Source organism: Polyangium jinanense, from assembly GCF_028435265.1.
In the GTDB taxonomy this organism is placed as follows: domain Bacteria; phylum Myxococcota_A; class Polyangia; order Polyangiales; family Polyangiaceae; genus Polyangium; species Polyangium jinanense.
In genome coordinates this window covers 95,716-108,960 of the sequence record NZ_JAGTJK010000036.1, presented here as the reverse complement: position 1 = coordinate 108,960, position 13,245 = coordinate 95,716, and the positions used below count along the sequence as shown (strand labels likewise).

Sequence of the window (13,245 nt, the reverse complement as noted above, 5' to 3'; positions counted from 1 at the left end):
ACGGTCGAAGCGTGGGACCGAGGTGGCTGCGCTTTTCTATTCGTACGTGGAGAGCGCGAAGCTCTGCGGGCTCGACCCGAAGGCGTACCTACGTACGGCGATCATGGCGGCGCTGCGCGGAGAGAGGATCGCGCTGCCGCATGAGGTCGCGGCTCAGGGATAGCGCAAGGCGAACGGCATGCCGCATTGTCCGGGCCGAAGGCGGCGCGACGAGGGCACTGGACTGCTCGGAGTATTGATCGCTTGCGACGAACCGGGCAGTCCCGGGAACGCGCCGGCCGCGCCCTGCCACGTCTGCGGGCGTCGAGCAAGACGTGGCTGCGCGAGGAGATACGAACGACTGTCGAGCAGATGCGCGCGGACCACCGCCCACACCTTCCGGCCGAGCCTCCGCCACCCGTCGCGCGGGATCGATCGCCTCCACGACCCGCGGCTCGAAGGCCGGCTCGCCGTCGGCCAGATGCTCCACGCGATATTGCAAGAGATCATCCACACTGCCGGGGCCAAGGGTTCCCAGACTCAGAACCATTGTCACCGTACCGCGCGCTCGGCGCTCCTCTCATTGAGGCGGACTTACCGTGAATCCCAGGTCCTTTCGCCCTAGGAATTTGATCGTTCCGCCCATTTCGTGAGCTACCAGGCTCAGATCGAGCGGGATGTTCGCCAGAGCCAGCACGAGCGCTTGCACGGAGTCCGCGCCCCATACGGATCGACTCGTCTTGTGCTCACCGGGGCCGTGGATCTCGAAACACACCGACCAGTTCCCGTTTTCCTCGGGTGCAGGCGCATGGATCCGGACGAGGACCTTCCGTGCCCCCCGCTTGCCTGGTTGAGTAAAACGTAGCTCACGCTCGGCGATGACCGTCATCGTTGCGCCTCTTTCTCGCATTCGAGATAACATCGTGAGCGCTCCTCGTTGGCACGACGTCAGCATCGTTCGCGATGTTTCTTCGGCTTCTCGGGCAACTTGCGACATTGACGGTTGTCGTAATCCCACACGAGATCGCACGCGCGTCTACAGTAGGCCCACTCGCTGTCGTCCGAGGCGACAACCGGCATCGCTGCCTTCTTTACGTCTTGATATGCCGTCGCCTGTCCCGATGATAAGAATAGTACCAACAAGCTGACTGCCCACACGATCGCCAATGCATTGCGCGCGAACTTCCTTCGTTGCACCCCCACCTCTCCCTCCGTGTGATCGTAGGTTCCCAGATATACATACCGCACTCGTCGTGCCAAGTTTCCGCATGACGTGGCGCACAGTCACCGAAAGCCGGCGGGCTCGGTCCTCTCTTGGGTCAGGCACGCGTGGAGGCTGCCTTGGATCCTACGAGGCCACCACGCCTCCTCGCTCTTGCCCTCGGTGACGAACTGCTCCGCGCGGATCCGATTGGAGAGGGGATGAAAGGCGCTGGATCAAGCCGGAAACTCCCTCCCTCTCCACCACGTGGAGAGGGAGGGTTGGGGTGGGTGAGGTCAGAGCGAAAGCCGCCAACGTGCCAGCCCGAGCCGGGCATACGCGGTGTCGAGGGGAATCCGCAACGTCCGAGCGATCTCCGGCATTGACCGGCCGTCGATCAGATACGCGCGGGCCACCGCCCACACCTTCCGGCAGGCTGATAACGACGTAAAGGAAGCACAGCGGAGGCAGACCTTGATGAGTGGCTTAGCGGACGCCGAAAGCGACATGGCCACCGAAGTCGACGAGGGTGCGGGATAGAGTCTCCGGACGATGCCATAAGGGCGCGCTGGAAATCGGATGCGCTTTACCCGGCTGGAGTGCGAGCGCGTTCGGCGGCGGGCGGCCTTGCAAAAGTTCTTCGCGTTAACTACCTTCCCGAGCCCGTGCCGTCCTTCGCTTCCGTCCAGTTCGCTCGCTCCTGTACGGCCATCGCCTTCGTTCTCATGGCGTCCGCCGGATGCGGGGGCGCGTCCGAGCATCCGGCGGCTCCTGCGCCCTCGCTGCCGCCGCCTCCGGCGCTCGCCGGCGTGCCGCCGCTTGGCTGCGCGGCGCCGCTCGCCGATCGGTCGGCAAAGGCCACGGCTCTCGTCGCGAGCGAGCTCCACACGTGCGCGCTCCTCGACGGTGGTCGTGTGGCGTGTTGGGGGCGCGACGAGAAGCGCGGTCGGATGAACCTTTGCGAGAGCAAGCACGCGGCTCTGGCCGTTGAGCTACCATTCGAACGCGGCGACCAGGTCGCGACCTCGATGGAAGGTACGTGCACGCTCTCGCGAGGCACCGTCCGCTGCACGGAAGGAATCTTCACCGCGCTGTGCGATGATCACGCCTGCGGGAGCGGAGAGGTTCGAGCGCTCGCGGGCGCCTCACGAATTGCGGTCGGCGACCACCACGTCTGCGCCATCGTTCGCGGGGAGGTCGTTTGCGTGGCACCCGTATTTTCGCTCGGCGTGCCGCCGGTGCTCGCGAATCTTGGCGGTCGCGAGGCAAAGCGGGCGCCGACGGGTGCGGGCGGCGAATACGCGCGGAGCAAGGTGCCGATTCGCGGAGCAACGCTCTTGACGGCCGGCATCGGGTTCTCGTGCGCGACCGATGCAGCAGGTGCGGTGTGGTGTTGGGGCCAAAATTATTTTGGCGTGCTCGGCGTGGCACCCGGCAAAGAGCAGGACGACGGCGTTCTGCACCGCGTGGCGGCCTTCGATGGCGTCGTCCACCTCGAGTCGAACCGCGCGACGGTGTGTGCGATCACGCGCGCGGGCGACACGTATTGCTGGGGCGCCGGTTTCGATGACGGTGCTGTCAAGATGTCGTTCGAGCGCGCGCGAGACGTCGCGATCGGAGACGGATTCGTCTGCGCGGTCGACGGCGCGGACCGCGTGACGTGCGCGGGAAAGTTCAATGATGTGCTCGGTGGCGAGCCGCTGTCCTTCGCCGGCAAGCCGATCGAGATCGCGAGCGGCGGCGGGCGCCTGTGCGCGCGGCTCGAGAGCGGCGCGATCGCGTGTGCCGGAATCTCCGGGTACCTCGGCGACGGCCGCGGTTTGCCGACTCCCGTCAACGACGGCTCCGGCGCGATGGACGTCACGCTCGTACACGAGCCGCGCTACGTCCTCGGCCCGCACGCCGAATAACGCGCGCCGTCGCGCGCGCCGCGTCGCCGCGAACGGTAGCTTCTCCCATCGCTGGAAGTCGGCTAGGGTTCGCCCGTGAACGCAGCGGACCTCGCCACCGAGCGCCAGCTGATTGCCGATCGGCTGCCGTCCTTCGTCGAAGTCTTCGCGCGTGCGGAGGACGGGTCGATGCCGCGCTTGGCGCCGGCTCTCGAAAGAGCCTTTCCGATCCTCGGGCCCGCAGGCGAGCGGATCACCGTCGGCAACTACGGCATCGTCGAGGACGACGAGAGCGTCGACTTCGTCCTCGGCTGCTACCTCGAGACGCCTTCCGCACCCCGGAGCGCGATGTGGCTCTGGGTGTACACGTTCCCAGACGACCTCGGCGACAGCGTCCTCCAGTTCGACGGCGTTCGTATGGTGGTGCCGGTCGAGAACGTCGTTCGCCGGCTCTCCCACCGCATCGAAGCGTATGGCGTGCGTGGTCGCTTTCGCTTCGCGACGCTCCCTCCCGAAAAGCGCGCGACGCTCGAGGACCTCCTGATCGGCAAATACCATGGGTTATGACCTCTATCGCGCGGACCATCCCATCCTGCGGAGGGAGGGCGCGGTCGCGACGGAAGCACCGGACGACGCGCGATACCTTCGCCTCGACGCTAACGCCATGGAGCGGGTGCGCGAGGCGCTCGCGAACGTCGGCGTACTCAACGAGTCGTACCTACGCCCCTTGGTCCCGGCAGAAGGAGCCGAGCGGGACAGGGCCTTGCGCATCCAGGCTCCGGAGGGCGAAGGGGTTCCGCTCTTCAAGCTCTGTTTCAACGACGGCGCGTGGCTGAGCGAGCGAGAGTGTCCGCTCGCTGCCGCCGGACTTCGGGCGATGCTCGAAGCTACGCGCGCGAAGCTCGAACCGCTCGAGCACGAACGCGAGCTCTTCGCGCTCCTGGAGTCGTTCGCGGTGTTCTGCGAAGGCTGCGCCGCCGCTGGCGGCTTCTTCGTTCACTGAGCAACGGAGTTCTCTACCGAGCTCCAGCGCATCCGCCGCCAGGTCTGCTCCGTTTTGGAGCGGGTGCTGCTCCGTTTTGGAGCGGTGCACCGCTCCGTTCTGGAGCGTTCATGCGCCGCTCGGTGGCGCACAAGTGATGGATCTCACTTCACGAGTGCTTCCGCGCTCTTCACGGGTGCCTCCGCGCTTTTCACGAGTGCTTCCGCGCTCTTCCCGAGTGTCTCTGCGCTCTTCACGGGTGTCTCCGCGCTCTTCACGGGTGCCTCTGCGCTCTTCACGGGTGTCTCCGCGCCTTTCACGAGTACCTCCGCGCTCTTCACGGGTGTCTCCGCGCTCTTCACGGGTGTCTCTGCGCTCTTCACGAACGGCTCCGCGCTCTTCACGAACGGCTCCGCGCTCTTCACGACCGCCATTGGCATGAGCCGTGCAACATTCGCGACCGATACGACGCCGTACCTCCACCACGCGTCGAGGGAGGAACGTCATGACTGCAGCACTGATTGTGAAGAGCACGCTTCCAGCCAAGGATTTCACCACCATCACGCAGCTCGGCCTGAAAGCATTGAACCTCGCCGTCACCCACGCCGCTGTCCTCGGCCCGCGGCTCTCGGAAGGGCTGGTTCAGGGGCTTTCGGGGGACATCGAAAAGCTCGGTGAAGCCGTCCCTGGCGCCAAACAGGCCCGGAGCGAGGCCGTCGCAGCGACGAGCGCGCAAAACGTGGCGCTCGAACAGGGGCACGCGCAAATGCAGCAAATCCGCGTCGCCGTTCGCCGCGCCAAAGCGCCCGCCGACGTGAAGCGCGCCTACGGGATCGGGCAGAAGGTGAACAAGACGAACGTGCGCGACGTGAAGGCGGTGATCCAGCAGATCCTGGGCCGCGCCAACGAGCACCCGGCCGAGGCCGCGTCCCTCGGGATCGTGCAGAAGGACCTCGACGGGCTCGCGCAAGCGCTCGTGGCGATCACGAATGCAGATGCGGTGCAGGAGCAGAAGCGCGCGAGCGCGCCGGTGACGACGCAGGAGCGGAATCGGATGGGGAATCGGATTCTTGCGGCCGTGGCGCGGATCGAGGGGGCGGGGCGGATGGAGTTTGCGAACGATGAGGCGAAGCGGGCGAGCTTCGAGGCGCTGGGGGCGGGGGCGAGGAAGAGGAAGCGGGCGGGGGAGGAAGCGGCGCCGCCCGTGCGGTGACAGACGACGCGTCTACGATTTCGGTGGTGTGGGTGAGGTCAGAGCGAAAGCCGCCGACGTGCCAGGCCGAGCCGGGCATACGCGGTGTCGAGGGGAATCCGCAACGTGCGAGCGATCTCCGGCATCGACCGGCCGTCGATCAGATACGCGCGGGCCACCGCCCACACCTTCCGGCTGAGCCTCCGGACGACCGTCTCCATCCGGCGCGCAGCATCCATCGCCTCCACGACCCGCGGCTCGAACGCCGGCGCCGGTAGCTCGCCGTCGGCCAGATGCTCCACGCGATATCGCAAGAGCTTTTGGTGATTCGAGGCGACATAGAACGCAATCGTAGAAATCCACGACCGCGCGCCCTCGGGCGTCACGAGGCTGTCCCAGCGGCGCCAGGCGATGACAAAGACCTCCTGCACGAGGTCGTCTGCCTCCCGCTCCGGGACGCCGCGTTGCAGAACGATGGAGCGGACGAAGGGGCGGCATTCGCGGTAAAACCGCTCGAAAGACGCCTCCGGGGAGGGAATGCGTGTAGGTTTTTTGGCGGATTCGGGGGGGACGTTTACCTTAGGCATAGCCTGGAACTCCGTTCCTGCGGGTTTCGGGTCAGACGCCGGTCGGTGTGTCAGCGCCGGCTGGCGTCGCCTTTTTTGTGTCTCATGGTTTGTCGGGGAAGGCAATGGGAAAGTGCGGGATATGGTTCGTCTAGGAAGAACCAGGATCCATCGGGACTGCGTGGCGCGGCCGCTTGAATGAGAGGAAGATCCAAGTTGGCAGAAGGCGTGCCGTCCTACGACGGACGGCACGCCCGGCCCCTCATCGCCGCGTGAGCTTGTGCAGGGTGCCGATGAGGTGGTCCAGCTTGATGCGGAGCTCGTCGTCCACCCTGTCCACGGAGCCCGCACCTTGGACCCCCAAACCGCCTCACGGGCGCCCGGAAGCAGCCCGTCGACAAACGCCAGTGTCGAGCTGGTTGCTCGCTCCTGGGGTGTGGGGCAAGATGGCCGGGTCATGTACATCCAGGAGGAGCCTCCTCGTCCGGCCGATCCCCTTGCGACGTTCGACGACGATTATGCAACGGCCGTCCTTCACATTGCCTGGGATCTGCACACGCAAACAAAGGAGCGAACGCTGCTCTTTGGGCTCGTGGAGCTGTTGCCGACCGAGGTGCCACCTCCGTTCGAGAACGATGATGAGGAGAAGGAACCTTGTCTCCTCCGGAAGACGAACCACAGGATCTTCCTGCGTCGGGTGGTGATGCCTGCGCGGGAGGCGCTGCGGTGGTATCTGGATTGCCGGCGCGGGGTTGGGGGGCTGCCGGACAAGCCAGGGGAGGACCCTGCACGAAAGCTTTTATTGTCGGATCTCGGCGAAGATCCGCCCTGGCCGAACCTCCTGTGTGTATCAGGGGACAACGCGACTCCGCCATTTTGCCCGCCATGGCAGGAGAATCCGCGGGTGCATCATTTGATACCGCTTTCGGAGCCTGGGATCATGAAGGTTTGGCGCGACGCGGAGCGAGAGAAAGCGACGGACTGGCTCTCGGATCGGCTGCATTTTCGTTTCGATGAGTATCCGGAATACTGGGGCTCGGTGCACCTCGTGGCGCCGAACCCGGTGTATCGGGACCTCGAGATGCGGTCTCGTCCTGGTATGCCACTGCGGGGCTCTCTGTTTTTGCGGTTTCAGCCGCGCGCCGGGCAGACGGTGGAAGGGCTTTCTATGATATGCCGACCCAATTCATGGATGGGGCCTGTGGATATTCGTCATATCATCGTGAAGGCCCGGATTTTGCGGATTGAGTCCGAGGCACGTGTGACCGATGTCCAGGATGAAGTTATTGATCTGAAACGCGGGCTGCTTGCACAGGGGAGCTACGCATTTCCGACGGGTTTCAATCTCCAGGTGAACATGGTCACTTCTCGGGTCCGCGTGGCAGGAAAAACACCGGAGGAGTCCTTCGAGGTCGATCGTGTGGACAAGGGGGACAAGATCGTCACGAACGAGACAGAAAGGACGCCGTCCGCCCGTGAGCGCATGGCCGAGGCGCAAAGGCAGCGAATGCGGAAGAGACACGTTGACTCGCGGTCGCAGCGCTGGTTTTCCGGGGCCAAGGTCGAAGCGACGAGCGTCGTGCGGGAGCTCATCCATCCGGCAAAGCGGGAGGTTTTGCTCGTCGATCCGTATTTCGGTCCCAACGAGCTGACATTTGCCCTCGCGGTTCGGCAGGAGGGGATCCCGATTCAAATTCTGAGCTCCGTAGAGATGCTGAAAAACCGCTGCGAGGAAGAAGGGCAGGAGAAGGAACAGGGGGAGGCTCTACTCGCGAACCTCGATCGGCTCGGCGCGGAGGATCGCCTCAATCCGATGGCGATTCGCGTCATGACGGGCGATCGCCCCGCCATTCACGATCGGTTTCTGCTCGTTGATGACCGTGTTTGGCTCCTTGGTTCCTCGCTCAATGAGTTCGGCTCCCGCGGAACGATGCTCGTTTCGCTTCCCGATCCGGAGGCCGTTCGAGGCCACCTCCGCAAGGCGTGGGATGACGCGAAAGATCTCCGGGTTTGGGTGGATGAGCGGAAGAAGGCGCAGGTGGGGACATGAGCGTTCAACACGCTTCGCCGGCCGAGGCGATTGAAAGGGCGCGTGAGCTTGCGCGGGAGGTGGCGCTGGGAGCTGCCCAGCCCGAGGCCTTGGAGCGAGCCCATGAGGGGCTGCCGTCACGTCAGGTCGAATGTTGGAGAGCTTTCAAGGAAACATTTGCAACGCTGGTGCGCGAAGACGAGCAACGGTGTAGCACCTGGAACACGGTTTTGCGTGAGAAAATCAAGACTGCGATCGCGGATCCGAAGAAGCTGTTTCTTTCATCCAGCAAACACGAGATTCGGCAATTCGATGCGCAGGTCGACGGGTGGAAATATGAGCTTGATCCGCTCGCCGCCTGGGATCGTCGGTGCCGAGGATATGTCGCCTTCCGTGGAGAATATCCCTTTTTTCACCTCCACCTGCTCCTTTGCATCGACCCCGCTGCCTGGTGCGTGGAAGTCGACACGTTGCCCGCGCTGGATCTCATGGACGGGGCGCTCTTCCATTACACCCACCTGAAAGAAAATCCGGAACAAATTGAGGCTCTGCTCCGCCTCGCGCCGCGGGTGTTCGAGGAAGACGGTCGATGGGCTTCCTCCCGCAGCGTGGTCGCCTTGCTCCTGACCCATCATCTTCTACACATCGATTCCTCCGAGGTTTGGCTTCGTGATGCATTTCGGGTTCTCCTCGAGAGGCCCGACGGGAAATATATCGCTTTCGCTTTTCTCGGACACCTCGCCCACAAGGAGCTTATCGCCGACCAGCGGTTTGGTGGCCATAAGGACGAGCCCGAGAGGAAGGCGTTCAAGGTCCTCGCCGAGCTACTCGCGACGAGGTTTTCTGTGAAAGACGCGCGTGACGCGTGGACCGCTGCCGAGGCCGTGGCGAAGGAGAAGCACAAGCGCGAGAAAGCAAGGCGCGTCCTGAAGGAAAACGACGGGGTTCCGCGCATGGCGGACGATCGCGGCGAAGGCGCGCGCACGCTGCGCGGCCAGGGATTGCCCCTGCTCTTCGGGACAGCCGTCATGCTGGGAGAGAACCCGGCACAGGCGGAGGCACAGGCGTTTTGGTCATGGTTCGAGGAACTCCTCGTAGGACGGGACAAGGGCCTCTCGATGGCCCGGCGCGACAACGGGAGCACAGAGCAGCTGATACGCCGTTTCGGCGCTTTACTCGCATGCCTTCCGGACCCGGAGAAGGCTTTTCGATCTATCTATCGAAACCTCGAACCCCAGCGCCGCCGAACAACGTTTTCGCATCGTTACGAAGGTCATGACGATGACATTGGCAGCATGCTGCTTCTCGACATCGGCCCCTATGCCGCCTTGTATTGGTGCAAGCGGGACGCGAATGCGGGGGGCGAACCACTCTTCTGGTGCGGCTATGAGGCGGCTCGACGGTTATGGCTCACCTCGCTCCAGCGTTTCAGCAAGGAGAAACGAAAGCTTGTTTGCTCTTTCTTCGCCTTCCTGCCGCACATCTTCGGAGAAAATCTCGAGGAAGCGCTGCAAAGGGCTCTCCCCCCGATCGCGAATGATGCCTCGATGGTCTGCTCGGCTGGGTCGTTGCTCTTCCGGAATGGCGTCGCGCCCGAGCGATTGCGCCCCCTCATTCGTCAAGCAGGCGTCGATCTCGAGGTGGCGCTGCGGGATGCTTACCAGTGGGCGACGCTGACCGAGAACAATTCGATTCCCCGCTCGATCGATACCCAGAATGAGGATTTTCCTCGCACGTTCGAGGATCTCGTCCGTGCGCTCGGGATGGCGCTCTCCATCGAGGAGATCGGGGAGCAAAGCGAAGGGAAGTCCTCGAAAGAGCCTGCTCTCACACGACAAAGGCGCGCGTTTGCCCTCGGGATCGCCTGGGGCTCGAGACTGCTGCAGCGCCTCGACGAAGAGCGCTGCACGCCTCGGCGGCTCCTTTCCCTCGACGCGACAGGCTCGATGTGGCTGCTTCAAGTCGCCCTGCCCCCGAATGTCTCGAAGCAATTGGGCATCTCTCAGGAAATTCGAATCCTGGCCGTGCATGGGGACGTCCGTGGGCGCGATCTTCGGATGGTTATGCGAGACCCCGAAGGGGACGCGAATGTCGATCCGGATCTCCTGGTCGTCGCAAGTGATCAACCCGAGCTTGCCAAAAAGCTCCCCTGGCTTGCCGGTTCCTGGGGACAGCGCGTTCCCTGGTCGCTTGCCGAAGATGAATACTCGTACCTCACCAGCGCTTTGCGCGAGCACCTGCCAACATTCGCTCGTGGGCCGAAAGGCTGAGATCGCAGGACCTCACGCCGTGAGCCGCCAGGATCGCAGCGAGGCTTCGACACATTGGCACGCAGATCGCGCCGCTTCTCGTCACCGCAGGCCCAGTCTCGCACTGCGTACAGCCCGCGAATTAGCCCGAGCACGGCCTTTATTGTCGGTCGGCATCGGGTCTCAAACCCTATACGTCGTCAGACCCCTCGAATGTACCGATGGCCCGCCAAAAAACTCTCTCATCCGTCCTCCTCTAACTCTTGGTGACCAGTGTCATCCTCGGACATGAAGCGAGGGGCAGATGCGATGGGATCCACGGAGCCCATCACCCTGGACCCCCAAACTCGGATCGAGGGGACGGTGACGGTCCCGCCGCGGATGACGGTGGCGAAGTGGGTGGAGTCCGAGAACCGGAAGGTGCGCCTGTGTGAGGCGGGTGCGGGGGGCGGATCAGGTGCTGCCGTACCATCACTACGCGGGAATTCCGCGGTTCATCAGGTTCCATCACTACGATGAGGTGAAGCGGCGGCATGCCGGGGCAAAGATGCCGACTGGGCCCCACGCCAAAGCTCGCAAGAAGTAAAGGCTCGAGCGACGCGAGCGCGGTGGGATTCATTCGCCGCGCATCGTCGGGTCGTGGCTCGCTTGCCGCCTGACGTCCACATCACAACATGATCCTCAGGACGCTCTCGAGAGCGACCGGGAGGGAGAACTCCATGAAAAAGTCATCCCTGGCTTATTTCGCAGGCCTCACCGCGCTATTGGTGGCGACCAGCGCGTTCGCGAGGATCGACTTTTCCTTGAACCCACGCGAGGGCGAGACCACGCTTCGGGCTGGTTTCTCGGGTGACCCATTTTTCGTGATTGTCACGGCGGGTGGGTACAACAACGCGAGCTCGGTCCGCTCCGGCTGCGAAGGCTTCGTTGCGGATGCGCCAGACTACCGCGTCCGTCGCGAGGGCGTCACGACCTTGCTGCGCTTCTACGTGACGTCGGGCGAAGATACCACGCTGCTCATCTCCGACCCGTCCGGCCAATGGTACTGCTCCGACGATTCGTATGGCACGCGGAATCCGACGATCGATCTCTCGAACGCTCCGGAAGGCCGATACGATATCTGGGTCGGCACCCGCTGGCAAGACCGCTCCGCGCAGGCCATCCTGAGCGTCACCGAAGCGGAATCGAATCATCCATAGCGCAGACCCTCCTCGCCGCCCGGCACGCCGGCGCTGACGCTGGTGGGCGGCACCGCGCGGCTCGGCTTTGGCCTCACGTTTCATGCGAGCCCGAAGTTCAGCTTGTTCGCGAGGCCCGAGACGGTCCTCTATTTCGGGAAGGTGGGCGAAGGCGCCACCAGCCGATCGCTCCTCAACCTCGACGGCGGCTTCAACGTCGGGATCACGTACGTCTTTTGATCCCCAGCGCGGTCGCTTACGGACGACTGGCCGTTCTGGGTTTCATCCGCCGGCATGCGCGGTCCTCTGGAACCGAATTGACTGCTGACGAGGAGGAGAGCCGAGCAGCATGATCCATCGAAACAGTGCTAGCGTGGTGCCGGGGACCGCCTGCGGCGGTGCGCAGCAGCGGCGGCGACGAGGACGAGGGCGGCCCAGCGGGCGGGGCTCTCGGAGGGCGTTGGAGTGGTGCGGCAAGCGCAACCGCCGTCCTGGGTGGGATCGCTGCCGCCGGAGGACGTAGAGCCGCCGGTGCCGGTGCCCGTGGAATCACCGCCGGAGCCGCCACCACCCCCGGAGCCACCGCTGCCGCTACCGCCAGCGCCGCCGGAGCCACCGCTGCCGCCGGAGCCACCGCTGCCGCCGGAGCCACCGCTGCCGCCGGAGCCACCGTTGCCGCCGGAGCCACCGTTGCCGCCGGAGCCACCGCTGCCGCTACCGCCAGCGCCGCCGCTACCACCGCCGCCGCCAGCGCCATCCGGGACGCAGGTTCCGGTCATGCACGCACCACCGGGGCATGGCGCGCCGTTGGGCTTTTCGGGGTTCGAGCAGGCGCCCGTGGAAGGATCACACGTACCGGGCTCGTGGCATGGGTCCTGCGCGGCGCAGGTGACGGGTTCGGCGCCGGTGCAGGTGCCTGCATTGCAGGTGTCGGCCTGGGTGCAGGCATTGCCGTCGTTGCAGACAGAGCCGTCGGGCTTTTCGGGGTTCGAGCAGGCGCCCGTGGCAGGATCACACGTGCCGGGCTCGTGGCATGGGTCCTGCGCGGCGCAGGTGACGGGGTTGCTCCCCTCGCATACGCCATTGGTACACGTGTCGACTTGCGTGCAGGCGTCGCCGTCGTTGCATACGGGGCCCGTGAGCAGCGCGCAGGTGCCGTCCGCCTCCGCGCCGGCCGCCATCGAGCACGCGTCGCAGTCGCCTGCGTCGCAGGCCGTGTTGCAGCAGACGCCGTCGACGCAGAAGCCACTCTCGCAGTCGCTCGCGACCGCGCAGCTCACGCCGTTGGCCTCGGCCGGATCGTAGAGCCGCGTGCTCGCGGTGGGGGTGCCGTTGAAGCCGCCCGTGACGAGGACCTTGCCATTCGGCAGCATCGTGCCCGTGGCCCGGATGCGCGTCCCCGACATCGACGCGGTGTTCGTCCAGGTGTTCGTCTGCGGGTCGTAGACCTCCGCGCTCGCCAGGTAGGTGCCGCTGTACCCGCCGGCCGCGACGAGGACCTTGCCGTTCAGCAAGCGCGCGGCGATGTGGTGGCCACGCAACACGCCAAGCGAAGCGGCCGGCAGCCACGCGTTCGTCGCGGGATCGAAGAGCTGCACCGACGTCGTCGCCGTCGAGCCGTTCGTCAGGCCGCCGGCGACGAGGACCAGGCCATTCTGGAGCAGCGTAGCCGTGTGCATCCCGCGGACGGTGTTCATCGGCGCGAGCGTCGTACACGTGCCCTGCATCGGGCTGCAAACGTCGGCGTTGTAGACGTAGGCCGTGCCCCCCGCCGTCGCCGAAAAGCCGCCCGTCACGAGCACGCGGTCGTCCGGGAGCGCCGTCACGCGCAAATCCGCCCGAGCCAGCGAGAGACTCCCCGCGAACGCCCACGTGTTCGCCGCGGGATCGTACCGCTCGACCGCCGAAGTGGCGTGGGGGGGGGGGGGGAGGCCCGCCCCCGCCCCCCCACCAACAGTGGGGGGGGAAGGGGGGGGGGGG

General features: G+C 65.0%; 12 protein-coding genes. 8 read left to right on the top strand and 4 right to left on the bottom strand.

The window, feature by feature from the left end; genetic code table 11:
• Positions 1–559: 559 nt before the first annotated feature.
• A complete protein-coding gene (locus KEG38_RS39445; RefSeq protein ID WP_272425616.1) occupies positions 560–868 on the bottom strand; it encodes a DUF6968 family protein in 309 nt (102 codons plus the stop codon).
• 911 nt (positions 869–1,779) lie between these two features.
• On the opposite strand from KEG38_RS39445, the gene KEG38_RS39440 reads away from it, so the two are divergent.
• From KEG38_RS39440 to KEG38_RS39430, 3 genes are all read left to right on the top strand, one after another.
• Positions 1,780–3,090: an RCC1 domain-containing protein gene (locus tag KEG38_RS39440; RefSeq protein ID WP_272425615.1), complete on the top strand. Its 1,311-nt coding sequence runs from the start codon at positions 1,780–1,782 to the stop codon at positions 3,088–3,090.
• Positions 3,091–3,165: 75 nt separating this feature from the next.
• On the top strand, positions 3,166–3,636 hold the full coding sequence (locus KEG38_RS39435; protein ID WP_272425614.1) for a hypothetical protein: 471 nt from the start codon (positions 3,166–3,168) through the stop codon (positions 3,634–3,636).
• A complete protein-coding gene (locus KEG38_RS39430) occupies positions 3,626–4,072 on the top strand; it encodes a hypothetical protein (RefSeq protein ID WP_272425613.1) in 447 nt (148 codons plus the stop codon). Before KEG38_RS39435 ends, KEG38_RS39430 begins: the two co-directional genes overlap by 11 nt.
• A 143-nt stretch (positions 4,073–4,215) precedes the next feature.
• On the opposite strand, the gene KEG38_RS39425 is transcribed toward KEG38_RS39430, so the two are convergent.
• A complete protein-coding gene (locus KEG38_RS39425; RefSeq protein ID WP_272425612.1) occupies positions 4,216–4,491 on the bottom strand; it encodes a hypothetical protein in 276 nt (91 codons plus the stop codon).
• Between the two features lie 65 nt (positions 4,492–4,556).
• On the opposite strand from KEG38_RS39425, the gene KEG38_RS39420 reads away from it, so the two are divergent.
• Positions 4,557–5,264 carry a hypothetical protein gene (locus KEG38_RS39420; protein WP_272425611.1) on the top strand — a complete coding sequence of 236 codons (708 nt, stop codon included), beginning with the start codon at positions 4,557–4,559 and terminating at the stop codon, positions 5,262–5,264.
• Positions 5,265–5,302: 38 nt separating this feature from the next.
• Here KEG38_RS39420 and KEG38_RS39415 read toward each other — a convergent pair whose 3' ends face one another.
• Positions 5,303–5,830 carry an RNA polymerase sigma factor gene (locus tag KEG38_RS39415; RefSeq protein WP_272425610.1) on the bottom strand — a complete coding sequence of 176 codons (528 nt, stop codon included), beginning with the start codon at positions 5,828–5,830 and terminating at the stop codon, positions 5,303–5,305.
• A 436-nt stretch (positions 5,831–6,266) separates the two neighbouring features.
• Between KEG38_RS39415 and KEG38_RS39410 the strand changes: the two genes are divergently transcribed.
• From KEG38_RS39410 to KEG38_RS39395, 4 genes are all read left to right on the top strand, one after another.
• Positions 6,267–7,859: a VPA1262 family N-terminal domain-containing protein gene (locus KEG38_RS39410; RefSeq protein WP_272425609.1), complete on the top strand. Its 1,593-nt coding sequence runs from the start codon at positions 6,267–6,269 to the stop codon at positions 7,857–7,859.
• Positions 7,856–10,108: a hypothetical protein gene (locus KEG38_RS39405; RefSeq protein ID WP_272425608.1), complete on the top strand. Its 2,253-nt coding sequence runs from the start codon at positions 7,856–7,858 to the stop codon at positions 10,106–10,108. The genes KEG38_RS39410 and KEG38_RS39405 overlap by 4 nt, the downstream gene beginning before the upstream one ends.
• A 698-nt stretch (positions 10,109–10,806) precedes the next feature.
• A complete protein-coding gene (locus KEG38_RS39400) occupies positions 10,807–11,286 on the top strand; it encodes a hypothetical protein (protein ID WP_272425607.1) in 480 nt (159 codons plus the stop codon).
• Between the two features lie 42 nt (positions 11,287–11,328).
• Positions 11,329–11,505, top strand: a complete 177-nt coding sequence (locus KEG38_RS39395) for a hypothetical protein (RefSeq protein WP_272425606.1) — start codon at positions 11,329–11,331, stop codon at positions 11,503–11,505.
• A 128-nt stretch (positions 11,506–11,633) separates the two neighbouring features.
• On the opposite strand, the gene KEG38_RS39390 is transcribed toward KEG38_RS39395, so the two are convergent.
• Positions 11,634–13,091 carry a Kelch repeat-containing protein gene (locus KEG38_RS39390; protein ID WP_272425605.1) on the bottom strand — a complete coding sequence of 486 codons (1,458 nt, stop codon included), beginning with the start codon at positions 13,089–13,091 and terminating at the stop codon, positions 11,634–11,636.
• Positions 13,092–13,245: the final 154 nt, after the last annotated feature.

Bases quoted from the DNA above. Each gene is read 5' to 3' on its own strand.
- KEG38_RS39445 (WP_272425616.1), bottom strand. From the start codon at position 868: ATGACGGTCATCGCCGAGCGTGAGCTACGTTTTACTCAACCAGGCAAG.
- KEG38_RS39430 (WP_272425613.1), top strand. From the start codon at position 3,626: ATGGGTTATGACCTCTATCGCGCGGACCATCCCATCCTGCGGAGGGAG.
- KEG38_RS39425 (WP_272425612.1), bottom strand. From the start codon at position 4,491: ATGCCAATGGCGGTCGTGAAGAGCGCGGAGCCGTTCGTGAAGAGCGCG.
- KEG38_RS39420 (WP_272425611.1), top strand. From the start codon at position 4,557: ATGACTGCAGCACTGATTGTGAAGAGCACGCTTCCAGCCAAGGATTTC.
- KEG38_RS39415 (WP_272425610.1), bottom strand. From the start codon at position 5,830: ATGCCTAAGGTAAACGTCCCCCCCGAATCCGCCAAAAAACCTACACGC.
- KEG38_RS39410 (WP_272425609.1), top strand. From the start codon at position 6,267: ATGTACATCCAGGAGGAGCCTCCTCGTCCGGCCGATCCCCTTGCGACG.
- KEG38_RS39405 (WP_272425608.1), top strand. From the start codon at position 7,856: ATGAGCGTTCAACACGCTTCGCCGGCCGAGGCGATTGAAAGGGCGCGT.
- KEG38_RS39400 (WP_272425607.1), top strand. From the start codon at position 10,807: ATGAAAAAGTCATCCCTGGCTTATTTCGCAGGCCTCACCGCGCTATTG.